This is a genomic window from Sphingosinicellaceae bacterium (assembly GCA_019285715.1).
GTDB lineage: Bacteria > Pseudomonadota > Alphaproteobacteria > Sphingomonadales > Sphingomonadaceae > Glacieibacterium.
On the sequence record CP079108.1, the window covers coordinates 427207 to 452241 of the forward strand.

The window sequence follows — 25035 nt, forward strand, 5'->3', positions numbered from 1 at the left end:
GCGCGGGTGCGACACTTCTGATATGCGGCCCGCCCTGATCGAGGAGCGGCAATGTTCGAAGCGCAGGTGCTGGGCGGCCACGACAAGGTCGAGGATTATGCCGAGCTGGCGCGGCAAGCGGGCGGGCTGTTCGCCAGCGAGCGCGACGCCATCGCCAACGCCGCCAACCTCGCTTCGCTGCTGTTCTGGAGCTTGCCCGACCTCAACTGGGCTGGCTTCTACCTGCTGCGCGACGGCGAGCTGGTCCTCGGGCCATTCCAGGGCAAGCCCGCCTGCATCCGCATCGCGCTCGGACGCGGCGTCTGCGGTGCCGCGGCGGCGTCGCAGCACAGCGTCGTCGTCGAGGATGTCGAAGCCTTTCCGGGACACATCCCGTGCGATGCAGCGTCACGCTCGGAACTCGTCGTGCCGCTGGTCTCGGCCGGGCAACTGGTCGGGGTTATCGACCTCGACAGCCCGAGCCTCGCGCGCTTCGATGCCGAGGACCAAGCCGGCATCGAGCGGCTCGCGGCGCTGTGGCTGGCCGCGAGCGACTGGGCGGCGCTGAGCTAACCCCCTGCCGCCCTCTCCGCGACGATCTTCGATACCTCAGGCACCATGCGGGCGTTGAAACGCGCCAGCACCGGATGGTCGCCGCCCGCTCCGAACTGGGTGACGAGGTCGCGCCCGTTCCAGTAGTGCAGCGCGAACCCGGGATCCTCGGCGACGATCATGTCGCGGCCGTCGGGCTTGGCGGTGTCGAGGTCGCGGAAGTCGAGTGCGACCTGAGGTGCGGTCGCCGGGCAGACGCTCAGCGTGCTCCCGCCGAAGCCCATCAGCATGCCACGATGGAGGTGACCGCTGAGCAGGCGAATGACCTGCGGGTGCTTCGCGATGACGGCGCGCAACCGCTCGACCCAGAGCGCATCGCCGTCCTCGCTCATCCACGCATTACCGCTGTCGAGCGGCGGATGGTGGAGGGCGACCAGCGTCGGCCGACCGGTTTCGCGGGCCAGCGTTTCGTCAAGCCATGCGGCGCGCTCGTCGCCGAAGCTGCCGCCGTGACGGCCCTCCTCGAGGGTGTCGATCATGACGATCCGTAGCGGCCCGTCCTCGACGACGTAACGAATGTCACCCCCAGGCTGGCCCATCGGCAGGTCGTTGAAGACCTCCAGGAAATGCGCACGGATGTCGTGGTTGCCCGGGATCGGCCAGACCGGGAAGGGCAGGGCGTCGAAGATGTCTTTCATCGTCTGGTACGACGCGACGGTCCCGTGCTCCGACAGGTCGCCGGTCGCCAGCATGACGTCAGGCACGCGACCATCCTCGAGCAAGGCCGCGATCACGCTGTCGAGGCGCCTGCGGTTCAACTCGTTCGGATCACCGGGCTGAAAGCCCAGGTGCATGTCCGTTATCTGCGCGATTAGCATCGCTGATCCATGGCGCGCGGCCCCCTCACCGCTACCATCTTTCGATACGATACGATGCACCAGAGCGATGCGCCGCAAACCTGTAAGCAACTCATAAACACGACGTCACTTTTCCATCGCCTGGTAGACGCCGTCCCAGTCCGCCCCCGGTGGTGCCTCGCGATAGGCACTAATCCGGTCGGCGTAAATGCCCGCGAGCTTGGTCAGGCCGTGCCGTGCGAGGTTCGGGCCGAGTGTATCCAGAATGCGGGCCGCTCCGTTCCAGTCCTGCCGGCGGTAGCTGGCGATCAGCGCATCCTGTTCTGCCGCCAGCGCGGCATGATCCGCGGTGGCGCGCTCCGGCGTCGCGAGCAGTGCGAAGAGATGCTCCGGCGCGTCGCGTCCGACGACCCGCACCGCATCCAGATCGAGCATCGCGAAACCGTCGAGGCGCACCGCCAGTTCGCTGCCGACCGCGACCTGGACCCCGTAGTATTTGGTCAGCCCCTCGATCCGGCTGGCGAGGTTAACCGTGTCGCCGAGCAGCGAATAGGACAGGCGCTGCGCCGATCCCATGTTGCCGACGCAGCAAATGCCGCAATTGAGGCCGATGCCGATCTTCACCTCGCCCGGCCAGTGGCTGCCGGGCGGGCGGGGGCTGAGGGCGTTCAGCTCATGGAGCTTGTCGACCATCAGCAGAGCGCCGCGCGCCGCATTGACCGGATGATCGGGGTCGTCGAGCGGGGCGTTCCAGAACGCCAGGATCGCGTCGCCGATGTACTTGTCGATCGTCGCCTTCCGGGTCAGCAGGATGTCGGTCATCGGAGTCAGGAACTCGATCAGGAACTTGATCAGCTCCTGCGGCCCGAGCGATTCCGAGATCCGGCTGAAGCTTCGGATGTCGCAGAACATCACCGTCATGTCGCGCTCCTCGCCGCCGAGTTCGAGCTGCCCCGGATCGTCGGTGATGCGCTTGACCATCTCCGGCGACAGATAGCGGTCGAAGGCCTGGCGGATGTAGGCCCGAGCCCGCTCCTCGCGGTAGAAGGTGAAGCTGGTGACCAGCAGATAGGCCGTAACGATCGCCAGCGCCGGGATGGTCGGGTCGACGAGGAGTTGCTGGTCGCGGTAGGCGAACCACGAGCCGGCGAAGCACCCCCCGAGCGCGACCAGCGCAACGATGCCGCCCCAGGTGGCGCCGAGCCGCGGCAGCGACAGCGACAGCAGCAGCCCGAACAGCACGATGCCCGCACGCTCGACCCCGGGCGCCCAGTCGGGCCGCACCACGAACGCGCCGAGGATCATCTGTTCGACAGCCTGCGCATGGACGACCACCCCCAGCTCGCGGTCGGCGATCGGCGTCGCCACCAGGTCGCGCAGGCCCGCCGCGCCAGTGCCGACGAACACGATGTGGCCCGCGAACAGCGTCTGCAGCGCGGCCGGCGACAGCGCCCCGGTCAGGATCTTCCACGCCGGCACGATGCGGTCGGGGCGAGGCAGGGTGTAGTTCATCCACAGCTCGCCAGCGGGCGTCGTCGGTACCTCGAACTGCCCGACCTTGAGCTTGACCACGCCGGGCGCGCCGCCGCCCATCTCGCCGCTGCCGTCGGTGCCGCGGATGACGATGGTCCCCGCGCCCTGCGCCACCCGCAGCGCCTCGAGGCTGAGAGACGGGACGACCTGGTCCCCGACGCGGGCGAGCAGCGGGGCCCGCCGGATGATGCCGTCGCTGTCGCCTACGATCGAGACGAAGCCCGCCCCGGCGGCGGCCTTGGACAGGATCGTCAGCGGCACGATCGCGCCTTGGAACGTCGGCAGCGCGGCGTCGACCGGCGAGCCGAGGACCGCCATTCCGGCCTTTTGCTCGGGCCGCGTGAAGTTAGGGTCACGGGTCAGGAAGAAGCCCGGGATCGACGGTGTCTTGGCCAGCGTCCGCCCCAATAGCACGTCGTGGTCGGTCATGCGCGCCACCGCGTCGAAATTGCCCGTCGCGTCGGGGCTGGCCGCCAGCATCTTGGCGATCCGCGCCGGCGAGGTCCGGTCGCTCTCCGAGAACACCATGTCGAAGGCGATCGCCGACGCCCCCGCATCCGCGAGCAGCTGGGTCAGGCGGGCGACGTCGGTGCGCGGCCACGGCCATTGCCCGAGCCGGCGCAGTGTCTCGTCGTCGATGTCGACGACCCGGACCGGAGCGGCTTTATATTCACGCGGGTTGGCGCGCTGGTAGGTGTCGAACAGCAGATTGCCGAGCTGGCGCACTGCCGGCACTTCGGCGACATGCAGCGACAGCAGGATCAGCGTCGCGACGACGCCGGGTAGCGCGAGCAGCAGCCGGCCCGTCGCCAGCCCCCGCAGCCGGCCATTCAGCCGTCCGCGAATCGTGGCGAGTCTTTCCCGCAGCGTCGATGATGAAAGCGCCGCCATACCCCGCCGCCAACATAGCGCGCGCTACGTCCGGCGCCAGCGACTTCGTTGCAGGTCCGTAAAAAGTTGACCACGGCGCCGATACTCGCCTAGGCTTTCCTCAATACCCTTCGGTCGCGCGTTTGGGTAAGGGGTTCGGGGTTAAATGACAGGACGTTTCGCCGTTTCGCGCGGAGCAGTCGCGTGTTTCACGCCCTACGGGTCGTGTTTCATGCTGCTGGCGTCGTCATGTGCACTGCTGACATCGGCCGCAGCGCACGCGGACGTGCCGATCTATCTGTCAAGCGATGGCCGCGCCAGCGTCAATCCCGATTTTGCCGACAGCCCGCCGGTTGCCAGCGATCCGGACTACGGCAATGTCCTCAGGGCGCCCGACGATGTCGAGTTTACCCTCGCTTATGCCCAGAAGCGCGCCAACGCCGGCGACCTGCTCGGCTCGGCGGCGGCACTCGAGCGGCTGCTCCTCAACAAGCCCAACTGGCATTCGGCGCGGCTGTTCTATGCCGCCGTGCTGATCCGCCTCGACGACCTGCAGGCGGCCAAGCGGGAACTCGCATTGCTCAAGGACGTCGACCTTAGCGCCGACCAACGCGCCGACGTTGCCAAGTACGACCGCCTCGCCAACCGCCAGACCGCCAAGACGCGCTTCTCGGGGCAGGTCGCGGTCGGCTTCGCCTACGTCAGCAATGCCGTCGCGGCTCTGGCCAACGCGGTCGACCTGGGTGCCGGAATTCCGATCGAGGACGATGGCCTGTCGGTGGTGACATCGGGCAGCTTGTCCGCCGCAACCCAGCTCGGCAGCAATGCCGAATTGTTCGCAACGCTGTCGGGCCTGTCGAAGAACGACATCTCGGGCCCGGACCAGCGCTATTTGCGCGGCGACGCGACGCTTGGCATCGGCTTTGCAGTCGGCGGCTTCGGTTTCCGCGCGGCGGGCCTGGTCCGCGATGTCTCGATCTTCGGGAACCATTACGAATTCGACGCCGGTGGCCGCCTCGAGGTCACCCGCCGCCTGTCGCCGCGCACCGGATAGAACGCCAGCATCGAGGTCGTCGACCAGAATTACGACGAGCCCGGCTTCGCGATCGACCCGCTCGGCGGCAACGGCCGCGACGGCACCCGCGTCGATGGCTCGATCGGCTTCTCGCACCGGCTGACGGCGCGCCAGACCATCGCCTTCGACGTCGGCTATGAGAACAAGGACGCCGACTACAGGCCTTTCGCCTACCAGGGTGCGCACTTTAGCGCGGCGTACTCGGCGTTGCTCGGCCGCGGCTCGTACTTCAGCCTCGTCGGCTCGGTCCGCGACTACCGCTACAAGGCCCCCGACCTGCTGTTCACCACGGTCAAGCGTCACGACGTCCGCAGCTTCGCGAGGCTTGCCCTCGGCGCACCGCTGTCGGCGTTCACGACCGCGGGCTCGACCGCCGACTTCCGCGAGCGCCTGCTGCTCGAGGGCGCGCTGAGCTACACCCGCCGCGATGCCCGCGAGCCCTACCTCGACTACGACAGCGTAGGTGCCGAGACGCGGCTGATCTACCGGTTCGGGAGTTAGCCGATGCGCCGCACCCTCGCTCTCGCCCTGTTGGCCCTGTCGGCAGTCGCCTTGCTCGCCACCGCTCCGGCCCTGGCGCAGGCCAACGTCGCCGCCGCGATCGGGGTCAACGCCGCGATCCGCAATCAGGTCTCGATGAAGACGGCCGCCGATGCCGCCCCGCGCCCCGCCGTATTGCGCGAATCGGTCCACCTCGCCGACCAGATCTCGAGCGGCCCGGCCAGTCAGCTTCAGGTCCTGCTCCGCGACCGCTCGATCTTCACCATCGGCGCGAATGCGCGGATGGCCATCGACACCTTCGTCTACGACCCCGCGCGAGGCACTGGCGACCTCGCGGCTTCGGTCGCCAAGGGGGCCTTCCGCTTCATGTCGGGGCGGACGCTCAGCAAGACCGGCGGCACCACCGCGGTGCGCACGCCCGTCGCCTCGATCGGCGTCCGCGGCACCATCGTCGAGGGCGTCGTCGGCGACGATGCGATCCTCACCGCCGAGGGCGAGCCGGGCGTGCCCAAGTCGGGCAGCGACCCCCAGACCGCAACGCTCATCGTGCTGCGCGGTCCCGGCCCGCGCACCGACGGCCTCGACAAGCCGGGGTCGATCGAAGTTACCTCGGGCGGCAAGACGGTGCTGATCGACAAGCCCGGCTACGCGGTCTTTATCCCCGGCCCCGGTCAGCCGCCAATCGGCCCGTTCCTGATGTCGGCGGAAGCGTTCGCACGGCTGGCGGATCTGCTGCGCCCGCCCCCCACCGGCAAGGGCGGCGACGAGGGGCCGTTCGACATCGCCAGTGCATCCGTCGCCAGCGGCGAAATCCTCCAGCAGGCAGAATTCTCGGCGCACGTCGTTTACGACCCGGTGTTCACCGAGCTGCCGGTCGTACGCTCCGACGATCTCGGGGTGCCCTGCGCCGGCGGCAGCGGCGGCGGCAAGGTCTGCCCGCAATAGGCTAAGATCAGACAAGCTGGAGCAGAACGTTCTTGACCTTGGCTGCCATCGGTCGAGGCGCGAAGCCTGCGGCACCCGCGCCGCTCTACCAAAACCCGCCCGAGCGGCTAATATGGCCGCGAACCGTGGAGGGTACGCCGCCTTGACCGCCGAAATAGGCCAGTTCGCGATCATTCTCGCGCTGATCATAGCCTGCCTGCAATCGGTCGTACCGATGGTCGGCGCGTCGCGCGGCGATCCCGCGCTGATGGCGTTCGGCCGTACGGCCGCGCAGGTCCAGGGCCTGCTTGTGCTCATCGCTTTCGCCGCACTGGCGCGGGCCTTCGTGTCCCAGGACTTCTCGGTCGCTCTGGTCGCCGAGCACTCGAACATCACCCAGCCGATGATCTATCGTTTCGCCGCGAGCTGGGGCAATCACGAGGGCTCGATGCTGCTGTGGATCCTGATCCTCGGCATTTTCGGTGCCGGCCTCGCGACCTTCGGCGAGGGCATCCGCGAGGGCCTGCTGGCGCGCGCGCTGGCCGTGCAGGGCATGATCGGCGCGGCGTTCCTGGCGTTCCTGATCTTTACCTCGAACCCGTTCGCGCGGCTCGATCCGTCACCCCTCGATGGGCAGGAACTGAACCCGCTGCTGCAGGACCCCGGCCTCGTCCTCCACCCGCCGTTGCTCTACCTCGGCTACGTCGGTTTCTCGGTCGCCTTCTCCTTCGCCGCTGCCGCGCTGATCGAGGGGCGCGTCGATGCCGCCTGGGCGCGCTGGGTGCGGCCGTGGATCCTCGCCGCGTGGACCTGCCTGACCGCCGGCATCGCACTCGGCAGCTTCTGGGCCTATTACGAGCTTGGCTGGGGCGGCTGGTGGTTCTGGGATCCGGTTGAGAACGCCAGCCTGATGCCGTGGCTGATGGGCACCGCGCTCCTCCATTCGGCGCTCGTCCTCGAACGCCGCGGCGCGCTGATCAGCTGGACCGTCCTGCTCGCGGTGTTGACCTTCTCGCTCAGCCTGATCGGCACCTTCCTGGTCCGCTCCGGCATCCTCACCTCGGTCCACAGCTTTGCCGTTGACCCGCGCCGGGGCGTCTTCATCCTGGCGCTGATCATCGGCGCAACCGGCACCGCGCTGGCGCTGTTCGCGTGGCGCGCGCCGGCGATGAAGTCCGGGGCGCTGTTCTCCAGCATCAGCCGCGAGACCGGCCTGACGCTCAACAATTTGTTCCTGATGGCGGCGACCGCGGTGGTCTTCCTCGGCACCTTCTACCCGGTGATCATGGAGGCGGTGAACGGCGACAAGATCTCGGTCGGGCCGCCGTATTACAACATCACCTTCGCGCCGCTGATGGCGATCCTGCTGGTGCTGGTCACCTTCGGGCCGCTGCTGCAGTGGAAGCGCGACGGCCTCAAGCCGCTGCTGGCGCGGGTGAAATGGCCTGCCGTTGCGGCGCTGGGCGTCGGCGTCGCGGCGCTACTCGTGCTCGGCTTCAAGGCGGTCGCGACGGGTGCGGGCTTTGCGCTTGCGGCGTGGCTGATTATCGGCGCGGGGCTGGTCCTGCAGCGCCGCTGGCATGTCATCCGCACCACCCCGATGAGCGTTATCGGCATGGTCCTGGCGCACGCCGGGCTCGGCGTTACCTGCGCCGGGGTCACCGCGATGAGCAGCTTCGCCGAGTCGAAGGTACTGGTGATGCGCCCCGGCGACACCGTCGCCATCGGACCGCACAAGGTGACATTGGTCGCCATGCGCGACGTCCAGGGCGTCAACTACACGGCGTCACAGGCCGATTTCTCGGCGCGCACCGGCTCGACGATCCGCGACCTCGTCTCGGAGCGGCGCTTCTACCCGAACAGCCGTAGCCAAACGACGGAGGCCGGCATCGGCGGTAGCATCGCGGGCAACATCTACGTCGCGATCGGCGCGCCCGATCCGGCAGGCGGGCTGACCGTGCGGGTCTACAACCACCCATTGGTCGGCTGGATCTGGGGCGGCGCGATGCTGATGGCGCTCGGCGGCGTCGCCTCGCTCAGCGACCGGCGCTTCCGCATTGGCGCGGCTACCCCGGCGCGGTTGCCGCTGCCGACACCGTCGCCCGGACTGGTCCCCGCCGAATGAAGCGCGCGCTGTTCATCCTGCCGGTCGCGCTGTTCGCGCTGCTCATCGTCGCGTTCGGGATCGGGCTGACCAAGGACCCGTCGGTGATCCCGTCGCAACTCATCGACCGCCCGCTGCCGGCGTTCGCGCTGCCGGGCCTTGCCGCTGCTGACCCGGGCTTCGCCAGCACAGAGCTAAAGGGCCAGCCGCGCCTGCTCAACGTCTTCGCGTCGTGGTGCGCGGCCTGCCCGCAGGAGCATCCGATGCTGACCAGCATCGCAGCGTCCGGCGTCCAGGTCTATGGCATCGACTGGAAGGACACGCCCGCGGAGGCGCAGGACTGGCTCGGCCGGCTCGGCAATCCCTACCACAAGATCGGCAGCGACCCGACCGCGCGTACCGGCATCGACCTTGGGGTTACCGGCGTGCCGGAGACCTTTGTCGTCGATAAGCGTGGCCGCGTCCGCTACAAGCAGATCGGCCCAATCGACCAGACCGCGTGGGAAACCATCCTGAAGCCGATGCTCGACAAGCTCGCGGCGGAGGCATGAGGGGCTGGCGCGCGGGCCTCGTCACGGCACTGCTGCTCACCACCCCTGCACTCGGTGTCCTCCCCTCCGAGCAACTCGCCGACCCCGTTCTGGAGGCCCGCGCGCGCAGCATCAGCCAGGAAATCCGCTGCGTCGTCTGCCAGAACCAGTCGATCGACGACAGCGACGCGCCGCTCGCCGCCGACCTCCGCGTCATCGTCCGCGAGCAACTTCGGCTCGGCAAGACCGACGAGCAGGCCAAGCAATATCTGGTCAGCCGCTACGGGAGCTACGTCTTGCTGCGGCCGCCGTTGCGCCCCGATACCTGGCTGTTGTGGCTCGGGCCGTTCGCCATCCTCGGGCTGGGCGGGCTCGGCGTGTTCGCGTATTTGCGCAGCCGGCGCGGGCTCGAACCTGTGGCGCTGACCGCCGACGAACAGACCCGCCTTGACGAGCTCATCCAGCAGGACGAGCACTAGGTTACATGAAAAGGCACGTGAATTGATGTGGTTGTGGGCGGTGCTGACGGTCATCGTCGGCGTGGTCGCGGCGGCGATGACGGTGCCGCTGGTGCGGCGTCACGAGGCGCGCGGCGGTAACCGCAGCGCGGCGGCGATCGCGCTCGCCGAGCAGCTGGCGGACATCGACGTACAGGCGGCGAACAATGCCGTCGACCCGAAGGAAGCCGAGGCGCTGCGGATCGAGGCGCGCCGCCGCATGCTTGGCGCGGCGCGGGTCGCCGACCGCCCGGCGCGGCCACTCGGCAATGCGGTGCTCGGCCGGCTGGCGATGGTGCTGGCGGCGGTGGTCGCGGTCTCGGCGACGGCGCTTTACTCGACGCTCGGCCGCCCCGATCTATCCGGTCCGGCCGCGGTGCCGCCGCCGCCCTCAAGTTCGCAGGCCCAGCCCGGCGCCGGCGAGATCGCCTCGATGATCGGGCAGCTCGAGGCCAAGATGGCCGCCAACCCCGGCGACCCGGAGGGCTGGCGCATGCTCGGCTGGTCGTACTTCCAGACCCAGCGCTTCGCCGACGCCGCGACCGCTTACGGCAAGGCGGTCAAGCTTGCCCCGACCGGCCCCGGCTTCGCCAGCGCCTACGGTGAGGCTCTGGTGCAAGCGGCGCAAGGTGTCGTCGGCCCCGAGGCGAAGCGCCAGTTCGAGGCGGCGTACAAGCTCGACCCCGCCGACGCCCGAGCCCGCTATTTCCTCGGCATGGCGAAGGAGCAGAGCGGCAACCACAAGGGCGCCATCGACGACTGGCTGGCGCTCCTCGCGACCGCGCCCGCCGATGCCCCGTGGGCGGCGGAACTGCGCCGCGTCATCGGCACGACCGCCAAGACTGCTGGCATCGACGTCGCCCCGCGCCTTGCCGCGATCGTGCCGCCCCCTCCCGCAGCTCCCGTAACCACCGCCCCCAACCCGAGCTCCGACCAGGTCGCCGCGGTCAAGTCGATGGCGCCGCAGGCGCAGCAGGCGATGATCCGCGGCATGGTCGACAACCTTGCTGCCAAGCTCAAGGCCAACCCGAAGGACGCCGCCGGCTGGGTGCGCCTGATGCGGGCGCGAATGGTACTCGGCGATACCTCAGCGGCGGGGCAGGCGAAGGCCGACGCTCTGACCGCGCTCAAGGGCGATGCGGCGGGTACGGCGGAGGTGACGCAGGGCGCGGCGGCAGTGGGCGTGCCGGGCAGCTAGCTCGCCTTCGCCAGCATCTCCCCCATCAGCCGGTGCAGCAGGTTCACTGCCTTCAACGGCCGCACCATCACCTTGAAATGGGTGATCAGCCCGGCCTCGTCCCACCAGATCATGTCGACGCCGTTGATCTGGATGCCCTCGATCTGGCTGGCGAATTCGAGCACCGCGCTTCGTTCCGCCGCCCATTCGCCGGTGTACTCGAAGCCGGGGCCCCCCAGCACCTGCTCGGCGCTGGCGAGGTATTTGAAGACGATCTCGCGGCCACGCTGCGGGGTGTGGACGACCGGGCTTTCAAACATCGCGTCCGGATGGAGCATCGTGTGCAGATCGGCGTGGTCGTGGCTGCGGATATAGTCGTGCCAACGCTGCAGGACCGGATCGCGCATCGCTCGTCTCCTCTCCGCTCGCCGGGGCGGAGGCATCGAGTAGCACGCAGGCGTAGTTGGACAAAATAACCAAAACGGCACACGTATGGCCGACGCCGGTCGTTGATCCTCGTGCCTATAATTGCCCGGGCGCTCGTCTCCATCGCGGCAGTGGGTCAGGCTGCTTGATCCGGCCGATCCGCCGCGAGACCGAGCCCCCCCAACACACCCGTTGTGCCCGGCCGCGACGCTGCGGGTCCCGGCGCCTCCGCGTCGGCAGGGGGCGGGGACGGAGCGAGGGTCGAAGCACACTGCGACACTTAACCAAGGTCCGCTAGTGGGCGCCATCGATCGTTGGGCGGCCCATCTACCCCCCTGCGCCGTCATCGACCCTGCGGCACGCTTTCGCGCTTTGCGACAAGGAGGGCATTGTCCGCCTCCGATATCAGGCCGGCCAATGAGATAGTGGCGGACCCGGCGACGGCCGAGCCTATGCTGACACCGACCGCGATGACATGCCCCTTAGCAAGATATGGGGCCGAGATGGCTCGGTTCAGGGCGTCGGCGTACACCTCGACCTCCTTGTGACTTCGGACACGGTGCTGGACGACGACGAACTCGTCGCCGCCGGTGCGGGCAGCGACATCACCGGGATCGATCGAACCGCGTATCCGCTCTGCGATCTGCCGCAGCAGTTCGTCGCCTGCCGGATGACCGTAACGGTCGTTCACGGGTTTGAAGCGGTTGAGGTCGAGACAATGGACGGCGAGCCGGATGTCCTCGTCGTTCGTGCGCTGCAGCCGGTCGAACCCCTCCCGCAGCCCCAGGCGATTGGCGAGCCCGGTCAGGGCATCGTGCCTGGCAACGCTCGCCAGGTCGTTACGCTCGTCGATCTGGCGTCTCAAGTTGTTGTAGCCGCTCCAGACGCTCTCGAGCCCGCCCAGTAGAAACAGGATGCAGGTCACAGCCAGCAGGTAGTGCCCGAGGTCGCCACGCATTGCGGCCGCGGCGACGACTGGAGTCACCACCAGAATCAGAGCCACCGTACAGGTTCGCGGCCGCGCCAATCCTCGAACGACGATGCCGGAGCTGTGTCCAAACAAGAGGGCCGTCGCGAGCAGTTGCGGCATGGGTGATGGGCTGCCGAAGTTCAGCGCCGTCAAACTGCCGACCGCCGCAGAAAATACCCAGCCGCTATAAGCGTGCCGGCGCTCCCACCACTGAGCCCGGGCGACGGTCAGGGGTATAGGCGGTCGATATCTGAAACGCAGGGTCAGGAGAAGTTTATAGAAAGTTGCGGCGGTTCCAGACACGGCGATGGCCGCCACCCAGGTCTTGCCTTGTGCACCGGCTTCCCAATACGAGAACGCCGCCACGGTTAGGAAGACGAACGCTATGATGATCGTGGGCCATAACACCAAGTAGATCGCCGAGATCAGTTCGATACGAACGGCATCGGGCTCGGACCTGGGGCTGGAACGAGCTGGCATGAACCGTGCTCGCACAGCAGGTCATTAGAAAGAATGAAGACGAAAGAGCGAGGCAGGTTTGCTGAAGATGGCAGGCGACCTGCGGGGGCTGTCGGAGCGCGATGAAAGTCCGCCAACGGGCGTGCGTCGCCGTCCGCCGATCCGCCTTGAACTACCCGGTCGCCACGAGCAACGCGACCGGGTGCACCCCTCAAACGTCCAGATTCGCCACCGACAGCGCATTGTCCTGGATGAACGCCCGCCGCGGTTCGACAATGTCGCCCATCAGCTTGGTGAAGATCTCGTCGGCGACGTCAGCCTCGTCGACCGTGACGCGGAGCAGCGAGCGGGCGGTCGGGTCGAGGGTGGTTTCCCACAATTGCTCGGCGTTCATCTCGCCGAGGCCCTTGTAGCGGGCGATTGACAGGCCCTTGCGGCCGGCCTCCAGCACCGCGCCGAGCAGTTCGGAAGGGCGGCGGATGGCGATGCTGCCGAGCTTTGATGGTTTCGCGTAAGAGCCCGCATCCTCGGCGGCGAGGGCGTGGAGCTTGCGTGCCTCGGCGCTAACCAGCAGGGCGCGGTCGACGATAAAGTGGTCGGTGACACCGCGGTCGGCGCGGCTGAAGTGGTAGCCGCCATCCGCCGCCGGCTCGACCAGCCAGCCCTTGATGTCGGAGCCGTGCTCCAGCCACGCCGCGGTCCGTGCGGCGGCTGCCTCGAGCTTGGCCCGGTCGTCGCCGATCGCGGGATCGAGCGAGCCGGTCAGCGCCAGTGCCTCGACCAGCAGCGCGTCGTAGCGGCGCGGCACGTGGGCGCTGAGCGTCTTCATGCGCCGGGCATGCTCGACCAGCGCACGCAGGTCGTTACCGGTGCGCAGGCCGTCAGCGGACTGGAGTTCGAGCCCATTGAGCCCGGTGTCGACCAGATATTCGTCGAGCTCCGGCTCGCCCTTGAGGTAGACCTCGGAGCGGCCGCGCGTGACTTTATACAGCGGCGGCTGGGCGATGTAGAGGTAACCGCCTTTGATCAGCTCGGGCATCTGACGGTAGAAGAAGGTCAGCAGCAGCGTCCGGATGTGCGCGCCGTCGACATCGGCGTCGGTCATGATGACGATCTTGTGATAGCGCAGCTTCTCGATCTTGAACTCGTCGCGGCCGATGCCGGCACCGAGCGCCTGGATCATCGTGCCGATCTCCTTGGAGCCCAGCATCCGGTCGAAGCGCGCGCGCTCGACGTTGAGGATCTTGCCCCTTAGCGGCAAGATCGCCTGGAAGGCGCGGTTGCGGCCCTGCTTGGCCGAGCCGCCGGCGGAGTCGCCCTCGACCAGGAACAGCTCCGACAACGCCGGGTCGCGCTCCTGGCAGTCGGCCAGCTTGCCGGGCAGCGAGGCGATGTCGAGGCCGCCCTTGCGCCGGGTCAGGTCACGCGCCTTCTTGGCGGCTTCGCGCGCGGCAGCGGCGTCGATGATCTTCGACATGATCGTGCGGCCGTGCGCCGGGTTTTCCTCGAGCCATTCCGCCAACTTGTCGGCGATCAGGCTTTCAAGCGGCTGGCGGACCTCGGATGAAACCAGCTTGTCCTTGGTCTGGCTGCTGAACTTGGGGTCGGGCAGCTTGACCGAGATGATCGCGGTCAGGCCCTCGCGCATGTCGTCGCCGGTCAGCGTGACCTTCTCCTTCTTCAGCACGCCGGACTTGTCGGCGTAGTTGTTGAGAGTCCGGGTCAGCGCTGCGCGGAAGGCAGCCAGGTGCGTGCCGCCGTCACGCTGCGGGATGTTGTTGGTGAAGCACAGGACCTGCTCGTAGTACGAATCGTTCCATTCGAGCGCGACCTCGATGCCAATGTCGTCGCGCTGGCCGTGGATGGACACCGGCTCGGCGATAAGCGCGGTCTTCGACTGGTCGAGGTACTTCACGAACGCTGCGATGCCGCCCTCGTAGTACAGCTCGACGAGCTTTTCCTCGGCGTGGCGGGCGTCGGTCAGGAACAGGCGGACGCCCGAATTGAGGAACGCCAGTTCGCGGAAACGGTGCTCGAGCTTGGCGAAGTCGAAGTCGATGATCTTGAAGGTGCTTGGCGCCGGCAGGAAGGTGATCTCGGTGCCGCGACGGTCGCCTTGCGGTCCGACGATGGCGAGCGGCGCCTCGGGAACGCCGGTGCGGAACTTCATGTAATGCTCGGAGCCCTCGCGCCAGATGCGCAGTTCGAGCCAGTCCGACAGCGCGTTGACCACCGACACGCCGACGCCGTGGAGTCCGCCGGAAACCTTGTAGGCGTTGTCGTCGGAATTGTTGAACTTGCCGCCCGCATGGAGCTGCGTCATCACCAGCTCGGCGGCGCTGACGCCTTCTTCGCTGTGAATGCCGGTCGGAATGCCGCGGCCGTTGTCGGCGACGGTGACGCTGCCGTCGGCGTTCAGGCGGATGTCTATCCGATCGCAATAGCCGGCCAGCGCCTCGTCGATGGCGTTGTCCGAAACCTCGAACACCATGTGGTGCAGGCCCGAGCCATCATCGGTGTCGCCGATGTACATGCCCGGGCGCTTGCGCACGGCATCGAGGCCGCGCAGCACCTGGATCGCATCGGCGCCGTAGTCGGCGCGTTCGGAGTCGCCGCTGGGATCGGGCGTTACGGGCGTGTCTTTCAAGCGTATTCCTTCCGGGGCGCGGCCGCGCCGTCATTCCCGTAACATATAGGGATTTGCGCGCGCGTACGCGAGGGGAATGCGAGTCTCCGAGGCGATCGGCCGACCCGGTTCCACGAGGCGGCGATTATTCCGACTCCGATACGAAATCGTCACACGACTTCCGTAGTCACTGACTTGGGGCAAATCCGGGTGAACGAGCATGTCAGTAAAATTTATCGTCGCTACAATCGGGCTGGTACTGGCGGGGTCGTCGGCGAATGCGGCCGAACTCATCGCCAACGGCGGGTTCGAGACCGGTGATTTCACCGGCTGGACGCGCTCCGGCACACTCGGGAACACGTCGGTGGATGCCGCCGCCGCGGACACCGGAGGCTTCGGCGCATCGTTCTCGCCGAATCAGGTCGGCAGCATCCTCCAGAATCTCGCGACCGTCGCGGGCCGAACCTACACGCTCCGCTTCGACCTCGCCCACGACATCGGCCCGGCGACGGCGACCAACAGTTTCAGTCTCGATTTCGGCGGCGTGCCGTTGCAGAGCTTCGGCAACTTCGGTGCGTTGTCCTACACACCGCTGACCTTCACGGTCATAGCGACAACCGCGGTGACCCAGCTGAAATTCAACTTCCGTGACGCGCGCATCACGTCGTTCTCGCTCGACAATGTTTCCATGACCGACAATGTCCCCGAGCCGGCAACCTGGGCACTGCTGGTCGGTGGCTTCGGACTGGTCGGTGCCACGATGCGTCGTCGCCGCGCCGTCCTGGACGCCTGAGGGGCACAAGTCTGCCAGTCGCGTCGCTCGACCAGATATGTTACGATGGCGTTTCGTCTGGGGAGACTGACATGCGCTATCGTGCACCGATCGGCATACTGAGCCTGCTGCTGGCCACACTCGCTGCCGCTGGACCCGCCGCCGCCGGCCCTCGCGATGTTTCGAGCGGGCAGGGGTCCGGCAAGGTCAACGTCCAGGACCTGCACTTCTCGAGCCGCGCCGAGGCTGCCACCAGATGCCCGGGCGGGGTCGCCGACCAGCCTGACGGCAGCTTCGCGTGCAGCGCCTCGTCGTCCGCCGAGCCGGCCGGCATGGCGATCAACGAGAAGGGCACCGCGGGCACCAAGCCCAAGCCGACCACGCCCAAGTAAACCCCGCCGCTAGCGACTCACCCGTCCATCGCTGACGTTCAGCCGCTGCGCTGCAATGCCGTCGAACAGCGCCGCCTCGGTGCCGGTCATCCAGACCTGCGCGCCGGTGCCCTCCAGGCGCTCGAACAGAGCTGCGCGCCGCCCCGGGTCGAGGTGCGCGGCGATTTCGTCGAGCAGCAGCAGCGGAGTCCGCCCGAGCTTGTCCGCGACTAGCCCAGCGTGCGCCAGGACGATGCCGATCAGCAGCGCCTTCTGCTCGCCGGTCGAGCCACGTGACGCCGGCTGGCCCTTCGCCGCATGGATCACCGCGAGGTCGGCGCGGTGCGGACCGACCGTGGCGCGGCCCGCCGCCGTATCGGCAGCGCGCGACTGGCGCAGCGCGCTCGCGAGGTCGGCGGGCGACATGTCGTCGAGACTGACGCGCGCCGCAGGAAAGGGGCCAGGGAGTGCTGCCGCCAACGCTGCGTCGAGCGCTGCGACGGTCTCGACGCGCGCCGCCGTCACCGCTTCGCCATGCTCTGCCATCTGCCGTTCGAGCGCGTCGAGCCATTGCGGGTCGGGAGTCGTATCGCCCGTCAGTAACCGCGTCCGCGCCCGCATTGCAGCGTCGTAGCGCGCCGCCTGGCTGGCATGGCCGGGCACCAGCGCCAGCACGAGCCGGTCGAGGAAGCGCCGCCGTCCGCTGGCAGGCTCGCTGAACAGCCGGTCCATCACCGGGGTCAGCCACAGCACCGACAGCCATTCGCCGAGTGCTCCCGCCGGTGCTGCCGCGCCGTTGATGCGGAGTAACCGTCGGTCGGGCGCAGCGGCTGCGACGCCGGTGCCGATGGCGACGTTACCCCCTGGCGCCGCGATCTCGACCGCGATGCCGAAGCCACCCGGACCGCCGCTGCGCGTCATCTCCGACAGCGGCAGGCCGCGGAGGCCGCGTCCGGGCGCAAGCAGCGAGATCGCCTCCAGAAGATTGGTCTTGCCCGCCCCGTTGTCACCGGTGACCGCGATCAAGCCAGGCACCGCGACCACGTCGGCGGTCGCGTACGAGCGGAAGTCGGTGAGTGTCAGGCGTGTGAGGTAGGGCACGTGCCCGCTTTAGGCGCTTGCCGACAACCGCGGCAAACGACAGCATCCAGACTCGCGACCCGGGCCGGCTCGCAGCGCGGGTAACGGACACGGGCGATGGTCGTAGCGACCGGGCGGCGACTCGGGGCAAGATGGTTGCGCCGTGCAGTGGTCGGCGTGGCGTGGTCGGAGCTCCGACGCCCGGACGGCAGCCTAGCGCTTGATGCCTGCCCGCACGGCATAGGCCTTGGCTTGCTCGGCCTTCAGCGCCTCGACCTTGTCGATCCAGACACCGACTCGCGCCAGCGCGGCCGATACGTCGGTTCCTGCCGCAGCCTGCCGGGCAAGATCGCCGGCGAGTTCGTCGAACCGGTCGCGCAAGTCGCCCGCCTGGCCGCCCAGCCGGTCGAGCCGCGTCTGCTCAAGCTCCACGTCGGCCTCTGCTTCGGTGCCCGTCTTGCCGTTCGCTGCGGCGGTGTCGGCGAGCTGCGCCCGCAGCCGCTTTTCAAAGGCTGCGACGTCGCGCTCGAGGCTCGCCTGGCGCGTCGCCGCGTCACGGACGGTATCGTTGGGCATTGCTGCTGCTGGAGCACTGCTGGCGCCTCCCACAGCCCCTGCGGCGGCCGGACGCGCCACCAGCGGCTGCACTTCGCCCGGACGCAGGGCGAGGCTGGGCCAATCGCCCCGCGGGCCCGCGGCGCAGGCAGCGAGCATCAGCAACGAGAGCAGAGCGGAGCGGAACATTGCAGCCGCGTTTAGGGCGGAAGCCACAAACCGGCAAGCACCCGCGGTATCCGCTTGCCATGCTCGCACCGACCGCGTATCGGCTCGCTCCCCAAGCGCCCGTAGCTCAGCTGGATAGAGCATCAGACTACGAATCTGAGGGTCGGACGTTCGAATCGTTCCGGGCGCACCATAAATTCAATAACTTAGCCGTTTTTACCGTTTGAGCCGCATGTGCTCAAACGGTTTTTCAAACGGTAATCGCTGGCCGACACGGTTCATGCCGCTTGCATCGCTCAATCCGTAACCGTGCGCGATGAGCGAATCGACGACGCGGAACGGCCTCAAGTTTGGAGGGACCGCGCATTGGCGTCCCCCCCCTCGCCCGAGCGACGCCCCTCAAATTAGAGTGAGAGAGCGGCTGCGCTTTCCGTGACGGGTTCGAGGTCGAGAGAAAGTCTCGCGGCCGCTCGTCGCGAAAGGCTTTGCCATGATCAAGAACGATGTGCGGCACGACGTAGGTGTCAATGCCGCGCCGGTGACGAGCGGCTTCAAGGTGGATATCTCGCGAGGGCAACGGATCGGCCGCGTTTCCTCGGAATGGTTCTCGCGCCCCGACGACGAGCGTTACCTGTCGCTCAGCACGCTACACGCCGCCGTCCGCACGCGCGCTGAGCGAGCCACGGCACGCACGGTCGAGACCAAGGCGCTGCGCGTCGAAGCGCGCACCAACGACGTTAGCCGCCTGGCGCTCGCCATCCCCGGCTGTTCCGAGCCGGTCGCCCCGACCCACTGGTCGTTCGGCCAGCTGTGTGGACTCGTCGGCACACCCGCCGGATACCTCCGCCAGCTGCCCGCACTGCTCGCCGGCATCAACCTCCAGCACGGACTAACCTCGCACCGAGCCGAGCTGGTAAAGACGCTCGAAGCCGACGATGGCCGCATCGAACTTCGCGCGGTGACCGGACCTGACTATGGCCGTATCTGGGATCACGAACTCGTCGAGGCGGTGATGCGCATCGCCGGCGACGGGGTTGGCGACACCCGCTGGAAGGTACCGGGGACGCTCGACTGGTCGACGATGACACACAACCCGTTCGTGGAGGTGACCAAGGATACGACGACGCTGTATGCCAGCGACCGCGACGTCTTTCTGTTCCTCGTCGATGACACCCATCCGATCGAGGCCGGGCGGCTGCCGAACGGCGATCCCGACCTCTACTTCCGGGGCTTCTATTGCTGGAACTCGAAGGTTGGCTCGAAGACGCTCGGCATGGCGTCGTTCTTCCTCCGCGCCGTCTGCATGAACCGCAACATCTTGGGTGCCGAGGGCTTCGAGGAAGTGTCGATCCGTCATAGCAAATTCGCCGCGCATCGCTTCGCCCACCAGGCGGCACCCGCGCTTGAACGCTTCGCCGACAGCTCGGCGGGCGCGTTCGTCAGCGGCATCCGTGCGGCGCGCGAGCGGATCGTCGCGCGCACCGACGAGGACCGCGAGGCCTTCCTGCGCAAGCGCGGCTTCTCCAAAGCCGAGACGACAACGATCATCGCCACCGTGCTCGGCGAAGAAGGCCGTCCGCCCGAGAGCATTTACGACTTCGTTCAGGGCATCACCGCCGTCGCGCGTGATCGTCCGCACCAAGACGCCCGCCTCGAGCTCGAGACCCGCGCCGCAAAGCTGATGGCTAGCGCACGATAGCGTCGATCCGCAAAACCGCTTCGGCGGTTTTGCGGTTATCCGGTTCTACGCCTCTCCGACGCTCGGTTCTCCGGCTCGCCGCTTCCTAGAGGAAGAGGTGGGCTGGAGTTTCGTGACGGGTCGAGGGTCGAGAGAGAGGCTTTCGACCGGCCCGTCATGGAGAAGCCCCGTGACCAAGTCCGTCCAGAAGATCGCGCTCAGCACCTCGCGCGACATTCCTTTCGACAAACTGGTGCTCGCCCAGTCGAACGTCCGCCACGTCAAGGCCGGCGTCGGCATCGAGCAGCTCGCCGAGGACATCGCCCGGCGCACCCTGCTGCAGAGCCTGACCGTCCGTGCCGTCGTCGGCGACGACGGTGTCGAGACCGGCATCTATGAGGTGCCCGCCGGCGGTCGCCGGTTCCGCGCGCTCGAACTGCTCGTCAAGCAGAAGCGACTGCCCAAGACCGCGCCGATCCCGTGCGTCATTCGCGAGACCGGCCTCGCCGAGGAGGACAGCCTCGCCGAGAACGTCCAGCGCGCTCCGCTACACCCACTCGACCAGTTCCGTGCGTTCCTGGCGATGCGCGAGCGCGGCATGGGCGAGGAGGAGATCGCAGCCGCGTTCTTCGTCACCCCTGCCGTGGTCAAGCAGCGGCTGCGGCTCGCCAGCGTGTCGCCGGCGTTGCTCAACGTCTATGCCGAAGACGACATGACACTCGAACAGCTGATGGCATTTACCGTCAGCTCCGATCACGAGCGGCAGGATGCGGTATGGGAGGCAATCCAGCGCTCCTACTCGCGCGAGCCGTATGCGATCCGCCGCATGCTCACCGAGGGCGCGGTTCGCGCCAGCGACAAGCGCGCGGTGTTCGTCGGGCTCGAGGCGTACGAGGAGGCAGGCGGCACGATCCTGCGCGACCTGTTCCAGGCCGACGACGGCGGCTGGCTGCAAGACCCTGGCCTCCTCGACATGCTCGTTTCCGAGCGGCTGCGCGAGGAAGCGGAGACGGTTCGTGCGGAATGCTGGCGCTGGGTCGATACAGCGCCCGACTTCGCCTACGGCCACACCTACGGCCTGCGCGGCATCGTCGGCGAACGCCATGAACTCACCGCCGATGATGAAGTGGCACGCGAAGTTCTCGTCACCGAATACGCCGAGATCGAAGCGGCGCACGCCGGCGGTGCAGATCTGCCCGACGAGGTCGATGCCCGGCTCGGCGAGATCGAGACCGCGCTCGAAGTCTATGACAACCGCTCCGCTGTCTACCGACCCGAAGACCTCGCCATCGCCGGTGCGTTCGTCAGCATCGACGGTAGCGGCAAGCTGCGGGTCGAGCGAGGCTATGTCCGGCCCGAAGACGAACTGCATGTTGTGTCGCTGCTCGACGACGGTACCGGCAGCGGTGACGGCGACAAGAGTGCAATCGCGCCGAATGGCGACGGTGACCACAACGGCGTCGATCCGGCCAGCAGCGGCGGCATCGGCACCGGCGCGACCGAGCCGGAGGAAGACGAAGGTCTCGAGCCGCTTCCCGACCGGTTGCTGACCGAGCTGACCGCTTGTCGCACCGTGGCACTGCGCGAGGCGATCGGGCGGTCGCCGAAGGTCGCGTTCACCGCCGCGCTCCACGCGCTCTGCCTCAAGTTGTTCTACCACTACGCCCAGGACAGCTGCGTCGAGCTCGATATCAAGAGCGTGTCGTTTGGATCGGGTGTTCCCGGTCTCAACGACTCGGTCGCGGCGACGACGATCGATGCCCGGCACCGCGAGTATGCCGAGCGGCTGCCGCGTGAACCCGGCGAGCTTTGGGATGCGCTTGTCGGCTTCGGCGACGACGACCGTGCGAGTCTGTTCGCGCACTGCATCGGCCACGGCGTCAATGCGGTGCACGAGGCCTACAACCGGCGGCCCCGCGCGCTCGCGCATGCCGATCGGCTGGCGGCAGCGGTCGATCTCGACATGGCGCAGGCGTGGACGCCGACGGCCGAGAACTTCATCGGCCGGGTGACCAAGGCCCGGATCGTCGAGGCGGTTCGCGAGGCTAACGGAGACGCGGCTGCCGGCCGGCTGACGGGGATGAAGAAGCCCGACATGGTCGCGGCAGCCGAGGTGCAGCTCGACGGCACCGGCTGGCTGCCCGAGCCGCTGCGCACGCCGGGCCGGTTCATCGAGAAGGCAGATGGCGAGCCGGTCGTCGACGAGTCGGCTGCGATCGAGGCAGGCGACACTGTCTCGACCGACACCGTCGAGGAAACGGCGGCAATCGACGGCGAACAGGCCATCGACGACATCGACGCCCACGACGAGACTGACGACGTGCACCTCCCCGCGCACGCCCTCGCCGCCGAATAGCTCAGCGCCAACTGGGGTCCGCTGGCAACAGCGGGCCCCTTTTCATGGAAGCGCCCCATGTCGAGCCCCGCCGCCGATCTTGCCGAACGCCTTGCCTGCGACGCGGAAGCCGTCTGCCGACATTATCTGCCGAACGGTCGCCGCGCCGGACGATATTGGCTGGTTGGGGATGTCGCCGGAACGCCCGGACGCAGCCTTTACGTTCGCCTGTCTGGCCCAGCCAATGTTGCTGGCGCCGGGAGCGCCGGCAAGTGGACCGATGCCCACACCGGCGAGCACGGCGACCTGCTCGACCTGATCGCCGCCAACCGGCGCCTGACCTGCCTGCGCGACACGCTCGACGAAGCCCGCGATTTTCTGCGAATGCCTCGACCAGAGGTGAAGACCGATCGCCAACCCGTGCCGGTCGGATCGCCCGCTGCGGCCCGCCGACTTTGGGCGATGGGCAAACCACTGCCAGGCACAATCGCGGAAACGTACATACGGCAACGCGGTATTACGGCTCCCCTGGTCGATGTGCCGCTGCGCTTCCATTCGCGCTGTTACTATCGCGACGACGACGGAGATAACTCCCAGACTTGGCCGGCATTGCTAGCAGCCGTGACCGATGCCGAGGGTGCGATCACCGGCGTCCACCGCACCTGGCTTAATCCGACCGGTGGAAAGGCGCCGGTAGCGAGCGCGCGGAGGGCGATGGGATCGCTGCTCGGCAACGGCGTGCGCTTCGGTCGCGCCGATGTTATAATCGCCATCGGCGAGGGACTCGAAACGATGCTGTCACTCCGCAGCGTGTTCCCGACGCTGCCGATGGTCGCCGCATTGTCGACCGCGCACCTCGGGGCTTTCGATCCGCCTGCTGGACTGCGCCGCATCTATCTTGCCGCCGATCGTGACAACGCTGGCGACCATGCGGCGGGACGGTTGGGCGCCCGAGCTGAAGCGATGGGCATCGAGGCGATCCGGCTGCTTCCGACGCGGGGCGATTTCAACGACGATATCCGCGCGTTCGGGGCGGATGCGATGCGGACAGCACTTAGGCCCCAACTCGCTCCGGAAGACGTCGACCGGCTGATTGTCCTGTAGCAACGAGCGGACGATAGCTGGCTGACCGAAGGATCGGCGGCAGCAACATCTCCACACCGGAGCCGACACGCGCGCTGGCAGCCCTTCGAGAGGGTCGTGTTCTTGCCGGAAGCGCCGGGCGGCAAGCGCCGCCCTGAGCCGGACCGCAACGGCGGCGGACGACTTCTTTCCCCGGGCGGTGCCCGCCCTCCTCGCGGAAGCAAACAAGCCGCCCGCCGCCGTCCTCCGCTCCGCTCCGGCCGTGCCGGTGCAACCCGTCTCCACTCCCGGCCGCGGCACGACCACGGAAGGGCCGCGAGAGGCGCGGGACCCGCCGGTTGAGGAGATGTACCATGACCGACGATAGCGACGAACCCCAGACCGCTTCCGCTGCGCTGCTGCAGGAACTTCAAACCTTCGGCTGGCGACCGTTCCAAGACGAGCCCGACCCGCGGCCATTGCCCGAACCCCGCCGCGCCGGCGGTGCCGTCGCAGACATCTTCGACGCGCTCGTCTCAACGCTGGCCGAAACCCGCCTCGAACCCGACCTCGACGATCTGCTCTGGGGCCAAGTCAACGTCTTCCAGCGCAAGATCGAGCGCGTCCAACGCGAGCTCGACGACAACGAGGCGGCGCAGCAGCGCAGCCAGCGCGACCAGGACGGTTCCGAGGTGCGCTCGGTCGAACTCGAGCGACTGCTCGCGCAAGGCCTGTCGCTGATCGAGCGGCGCAACGCGTTCGAAGCGTTCCGCGATATCGCCGCCGACCTCTATGAAACCCATCTCGGCCAGCCGTGGCGCTCGCGCAGTGGCAGCCGGGTCAACCACGCAACGATGACCGCCACGATGATCGACAGCCGCGACTTCATCGCCGCCAAGCGCCGCAGCGAGACCGAGGTGCTGCTGCCGCCCGGACCGCGCATCGCCTTTACCGGCGGCATCGACTGCAACGACCATACCCGCATCTGGGCGGCGCTCGACAAGGTCCGTGTGCGCCATCCCGACATGGTGCTGATGCACGGCGGCACACCGAAGGGGGCCGAGCGCATCGCCTCGCGCTGGGCCGACCACCGCAAGGTCGCGCAGATCGCGTTCAAGCCCGATTGGACCCGCCATGCCAAGGCCGCGCCGTTCAGGCGCAACGACGCGATGCTCGAGGCGATGCCGATCGGGGTGGTCGTGTTCCCGGGTTCGGGCGTGTCGGCCAACCTCGCCGACAAGGCCCGCGCCAAGGGCATCCGGGTCTGGCGGTTCAGCGACGGGTGAGGGCCACGGCCTCTAACAACACGTAAATGCACGCAGTCGCGGAGTCGCATCGCCGACTTCGCGGTTCTCCGCACGCCCGGAATCGAGTATGTTGTGATGAGCGTCATGGTGGTTGGTGGCGGCGCTCGCATCGACTTTTGTCGTGGGAGAACCGCCATGTTGCTTGGACTTTTTGCAGTTGCCGCCGTCGCCTTCCTCGCGTGGCTGCTGTTCACCTTCGCCGTCTACGCCATGCCGCTGATGATCGGCGTCACCGTCGGCATCGCTGCGTATCACACCGGCGCGGGAATACTCGGCGCCCTCGTCGTCGCTCTCGTCGTTGCCGCGCTGGTTGTCGCGTTCGGCGAGCTGGCGTTTGCCAAATTGCGGTCGCCGATCGCCCGGACCCTGCTCGCACTGGCCTATGCCGGCCCGGCGGCGGTCGCCGGCTATCACGCGGTCCATGGCATCGCGAAGCTGTCGGTGCCGTCGCCCACGTGGCTATTCGCATTCTCGGTCGCCGGGGGCATCGCCACCGGCGCGGTCGCACTGGCCCGATTGGCGAGCACCCCGCCCGTCGCCGCGCGGGGCATCGACCCGTCACATCACGTCGGCAGCGGCAGCGAAATCAGACTGGGCTGAGCTTCCCGCACGGCCTCAAGCAGGTTG

The 25035-nt window shown here is 67.7% G+C and carries 22 protein-coding genes and 1 tRNA gene; 16 read left to right on the plus strand and 7 right to left on the minus strand.

From position 1 onward, the window contains the following. Positions 1-51: 51 nt before the first annotated feature. Positions 52-552, plus strand: a complete 501-nt coding sequence (locus KX816_02075; GenBank protein ID QXQ06876.1) for a GAF domain-containing protein — start codon at positions 52-54, stop codon at positions 550-552. Here the strand turns inward: KX816_02075 and KX816_02080 are convergent. Both KX816_02080 and KX816_02085 read right to left on the minus strand, forming a co-directional pair. After that, on the minus strand, positions 549-1409 hold the full coding sequence (locus KX816_02080; protein QXQ06877.1) for a phosphodiesterase: 861 nt from the start codon (positions 1407-1409) through the stop codon (positions 549-551). The two genes, KX816_02075 and KX816_02080, sit on opposite strands and share 4 nt — an antisense overlap. A gap of 105 nt (positions 1410-1514) precedes the next feature. After that, positions 1515-3812 carry an adenylate/guanylate cyclase domain-containing protein gene (locus KX816_02085; protein QXQ06878.1) on the minus strand — a complete coding sequence of 766 codons (2298 nt, stop codon included), beginning with the start codon at positions 3810-3812 and terminating at the stop codon, positions 1515-1517. Between the two features lie 211 nt (positions 3813-4023). Here KX816_02085 and KX816_02090 point away from each other — a divergent pair, with 211 nt between their 5' ends. From KX816_02090 to ccmI, 7 genes are all read left to right on the plus strand, one after another. Further along, positions 4024-4845 carry a hypothetical protein gene (locus tag KX816_02090; protein QXQ06879.1) on the plus strand — a complete coding sequence of 274 codons (822 nt, stop codon included), beginning with the start codon at positions 4024-4026 and terminating at the stop codon, positions 4843-4845. Positions 4846-5073: 228 nt separating this feature from the next. After that, positions 5074-5367 carry a hypothetical protein gene (locus KX816_02095; GenBank protein ID QXQ06880.1) on the plus strand — a complete coding sequence of 98 codons (294 nt, stop codon included), beginning with the start codon at positions 5074-5076 and terminating at the stop codon, positions 5365-5367. 3 nt (positions 5368-5370) lie between these two features. Continuing rightward, on the plus strand, positions 5371-6312 hold the full coding sequence (locus tag KX816_02100; GenBank protein ID QXQ06881.1) for a FecR domain-containing protein: 942 nt from the start codon (positions 5371-5373) through the stop codon (positions 6310-6312). Positions 6313-6424: 112 nt separating this feature from the next. Beyond that, a complete protein-coding gene (locus KX816_02105) occupies positions 6425-8416 on the plus strand; it encodes a heme lyase CcmF/NrfE family subunit (protein ID QXQ06882.1) in 1992 nt (663 codons plus the stop codon). Then, positions 8413-8946, plus strand: a complete 534-nt coding sequence (locus KX816_02110; GenBank protein QXQ06883.1) for a DsbE family thiol:disulfide interchange protein — start codon at positions 8413-8415, stop codon at positions 8944-8946. Before KX816_02105 ends, KX816_02110 begins: the two co-directional genes overlap by 4 nt. Next, complete coding sequence (locus KX816_02115; GenBank protein QXQ06884.1) at positions 8943-9404, plus strand: cytochrome c-type biogenesis protein CcmH; 462 nt, start codon at positions 8943-8945, stop codon at positions 9402-9404. Before KX816_02110 ends, KX816_02115 begins: the two co-directional genes overlap by 4 nt. Positions 9405-9426: 22 nt before the next feature. Then, positions 9427-10620 carry a c-type cytochrome biogenesis protein CcmI gene (gene ccmI, locus KX816_02120; GenBank protein QXQ06885.1) on the plus strand — a complete coding sequence of 398 codons (1194 nt, stop codon included), beginning with the start codon at positions 9427-9429 and terminating at the stop codon, positions 10618-10620. Here ccmI and KX816_02125 read toward each other — a convergent pair. The 3 genes from KX816_02125 to gyrB all read right to left on the minus strand — a co-directional run bounded on the left by KX816_02125 (position 10617) and on the right by gyrB (position 15101). Continuing rightward, on the minus strand, positions 10617-11006 hold the full coding sequence (locus KX816_02125) for a nuclear transport factor 2 family protein (protein ID QXQ06886.1): 390 nt from the start codon (positions 11004-11006) through the stop codon (positions 10617-10619). The genes ccmI and KX816_02125 overlap by 4 nt on opposite strands. A gap of 362 nt (positions 11007-11368) precedes the next feature. Beyond that, positions 11369-12475: a GGDEF domain-containing protein gene (locus KX816_02130; protein ID QXQ06887.1), complete on the minus strand. Its 1107-nt coding sequence runs from the start codon at positions 12473-12475 to the stop codon at positions 11369-11371. Positions 12476-12665: 190 nt separating this feature from the next. Then, positions 12666-15101, minus strand: a complete 2436-nt coding sequence (gyrB, locus tag KX816_02135; protein QXQ06888.1) for a DNA topoisomerase (ATP-hydrolyzing) subunit B — start codon at positions 15099-15101, stop codon at positions 12666-12668. A gap of 199 nt (positions 15102-15300) precedes the next feature. Here gyrB and KX816_02140 point away from each other — a divergent pair, with 199 nt between their 5' ends. Beyond that, on the plus strand, positions 15301-15873 hold the full coding sequence (locus tag KX816_02140; GenBank protein QXQ06889.1) for a PEPxxWA-CTERM sorting domain-containing protein: 573 nt from the start codon (positions 15301-15303) through the stop codon (positions 15871-15873). A 71-nt stretch (positions 15874-15944) separates the two neighbouring features. Beyond that, a complete protein-coding gene (locus KX816_02145; protein ID QXQ06890.1) occupies positions 15945-16244 on the plus strand; it encodes a hypothetical protein in 300 nt (99 codons plus the stop codon). Between the two features lie 9 nt (positions 16245-16253). On the opposite strand, the gene recF is transcribed toward KX816_02145, so the two are convergent. Next, complete coding sequence (recF, locus tag KX816_02150; protein ID QXQ06891.1) at positions 16254-17324, minus strand: DNA replication/repair protein RecF; 1071 nt, start codon at positions 17322-17324, stop codon at positions 16254-16256. 192 nt (positions 17325-17516) lie between these two features. Further along, positions 17517-18047, minus strand: a complete 531-nt coding sequence (locus KX816_02155; protein ID QXQ06892.1) for a hypothetical protein — start codon at positions 18045-18047, stop codon at positions 17517-17519. A 95-nt stretch (positions 18048-18142) separates the two neighbouring features. Here KX816_02155 and KX816_02160 point away from each other — a divergent pair. The 6 genes from KX816_02160 (at position 18143) to KX816_02185 (ending at position 25008) form a co-directional block, all read left to right on the plus strand. Beyond that, a tRNA-Arg gene (locus KX816_02160) sits at positions 18143-18219 on the plus strand. Between the two features lie 297 nt (positions 18220-18516). Continuing rightward, positions 18517-19725, plus strand: a complete 1209-nt coding sequence (locus KX816_02165; protein QXQ06893.1) for a DUF932 domain-containing protein — start codon at positions 18517-18519, stop codon at positions 19723-19725. Positions 19726-19894: 169 nt separating this feature from the next. Further along, positions 19895-22060 carry a ParB/RepB/Spo0J family partition protein gene (locus KX816_02170; GenBank protein ID QXQ06894.1) on the plus strand — a complete coding sequence of 722 codons (2166 nt, stop codon included), beginning with the start codon at positions 19895-19897 and terminating at the stop codon, positions 22058-22060. Between the two features lie 57 nt (positions 22061-22117). Further along, a complete protein-coding gene (locus KX816_02175) occupies positions 22118-23143 on the plus strand; it encodes a toprim domain-containing protein (GenBank protein ID QXQ06895.1) in 1026 nt (341 codons plus the stop codon). 332 nt (positions 23144-23475) lie between these two features. Then, the gene (locus tag KX816_02180) at positions 23476-24387 is read left to right on the plus strand and encodes a DUF2493 domain-containing protein (GenBank protein ID QXQ06896.1); all 912 of its coding nucleotides are present in this window, start codon (positions 23476-23478) and stop codon (positions 24385-24387) included. Positions 24388-24543: 156 nt separating this feature from the next. Continuing rightward, complete coding sequence (locus KX816_02185; GenBank protein ID QXQ06897.1) at positions 24544-25008, plus strand: hypothetical protein; 465 nt, start codon at positions 24544-24546, stop codon at positions 25006-25008. The last annotated feature ends 27 nt before the right edge of the window (positions 25009-25035 follow it).

Excerpts from the sequence above, each read along its gene's own strand:
- KX816_02175 (QXQ06895.1), top strand. The coding sequence starts at position 22,118 with ATGTCGAGCCCCGCCGCCGATCTTGCCGAACGCCTTGCCTGCGACGCG.
- KX816_02125 (QXQ06886.1), bottom strand. The coding sequence starts at position 11,006 with ATGCGCGATCCGGTCCTGCAGCGTTGGCACGACTATATCCGCAGCCAC.
- KX816_02110 (QXQ06883.1), top strand. The coding sequence starts at position 8,413 with ATGAAGCGCGCGCTGTTCATCCTGCCGGTCGCGCTGTTCGCGCTGCTC.
- KX816_02165 (QXQ06893.1), top strand. The coding sequence starts at position 18,517 with ATGATCAAGAACGATGTGCGGCACGACGTAGGTGTCAATGCCGCGCCG.
- KX816_02155 (QXQ06892.1), bottom strand. The coding sequence starts at position 18,047 with ATGTTCCGCTCCGCTCTGCTCTCGTTGCTGATGCTCGCTGCCTGCGCC.
- KX816_02145 (QXQ06890.1), top strand. The coding sequence starts at position 15,945 with ATGCGCTATCGTGCACCGATCGGCATACTGAGCCTGCTGCTGGCCACA.
- KX816_02180 (QXQ06896.1), top strand. The coding sequence starts at position 23,476 with ATGACCGACGATAGCGACGAACCCCAGACCGCTTCCGCTGCGCTGCTG.
- KX816_02075 (QXQ06876.1), top strand. The coding sequence starts at position 52 with ATGTTCGAAGCGCAGGTGCTGGGCGGCCACGACAAGGTCGAGGATTAT.
- KX816_02100 (QXQ06881.1), top strand. The coding sequence starts at position 5,371 with ATGCGCCGCACCCTCGCTCTCGCCCTGTTGGCCCTGTCGGCAGTCGCC.
- KX816_02105 (QXQ06882.1), top strand. The coding sequence starts at position 6,425 with ATGGCCGCGAACCGTGGAGGGTACGCCGCCTTGACCGCCGAAATAGGC.
- KX816_02090 (QXQ06879.1), top strand. The coding sequence starts at position 4,024 with ATGCTGCTGGCGTCGTCATGTGCACTGCTGACATCGGCCGCAGCGCAC.
- KX816_02085 (QXQ06878.1), bottom strand. The coding sequence starts at position 3,812 with ATGGCGGCGCTTTCATCATCGACGCTGCGGGAAAGACTCGCCACGATT.
- KX816_02080 (QXQ06877.1), bottom strand. The coding sequence starts at position 1,409 with ATGCTAATCGCGCAGATAACGGACATGCACCTGGGCTTTCAGCCCGGT.
- KX816_02130 (QXQ06887.1), bottom strand. The coding sequence starts at position 12,475 with ATGCCAGCTCGTTCCAGCCCCAGGTCCGAGCCCGATGCCGTTCGTATC.
- KX816_02140 (QXQ06889.1), top strand. The coding sequence starts at position 15,301 with ATGTCAGTAAAATTTATCGTCGCTACAATCGGGCTGGTACTGGCGGGG.
- KX816_02185 (QXQ06897.1), top strand. The coding sequence starts at position 24,544 with ATGTTGCTTGGACTTTTTGCAGTTGCCGCCGTCGCCTTCCTCGCGTGG.
- KX816_02115 (QXQ06884.1), top strand. The coding sequence starts at position 8,943 with ATGAGGGGCTGGCGCGCGGGCCTCGTCACGGCACTGCTGCTCACCACC.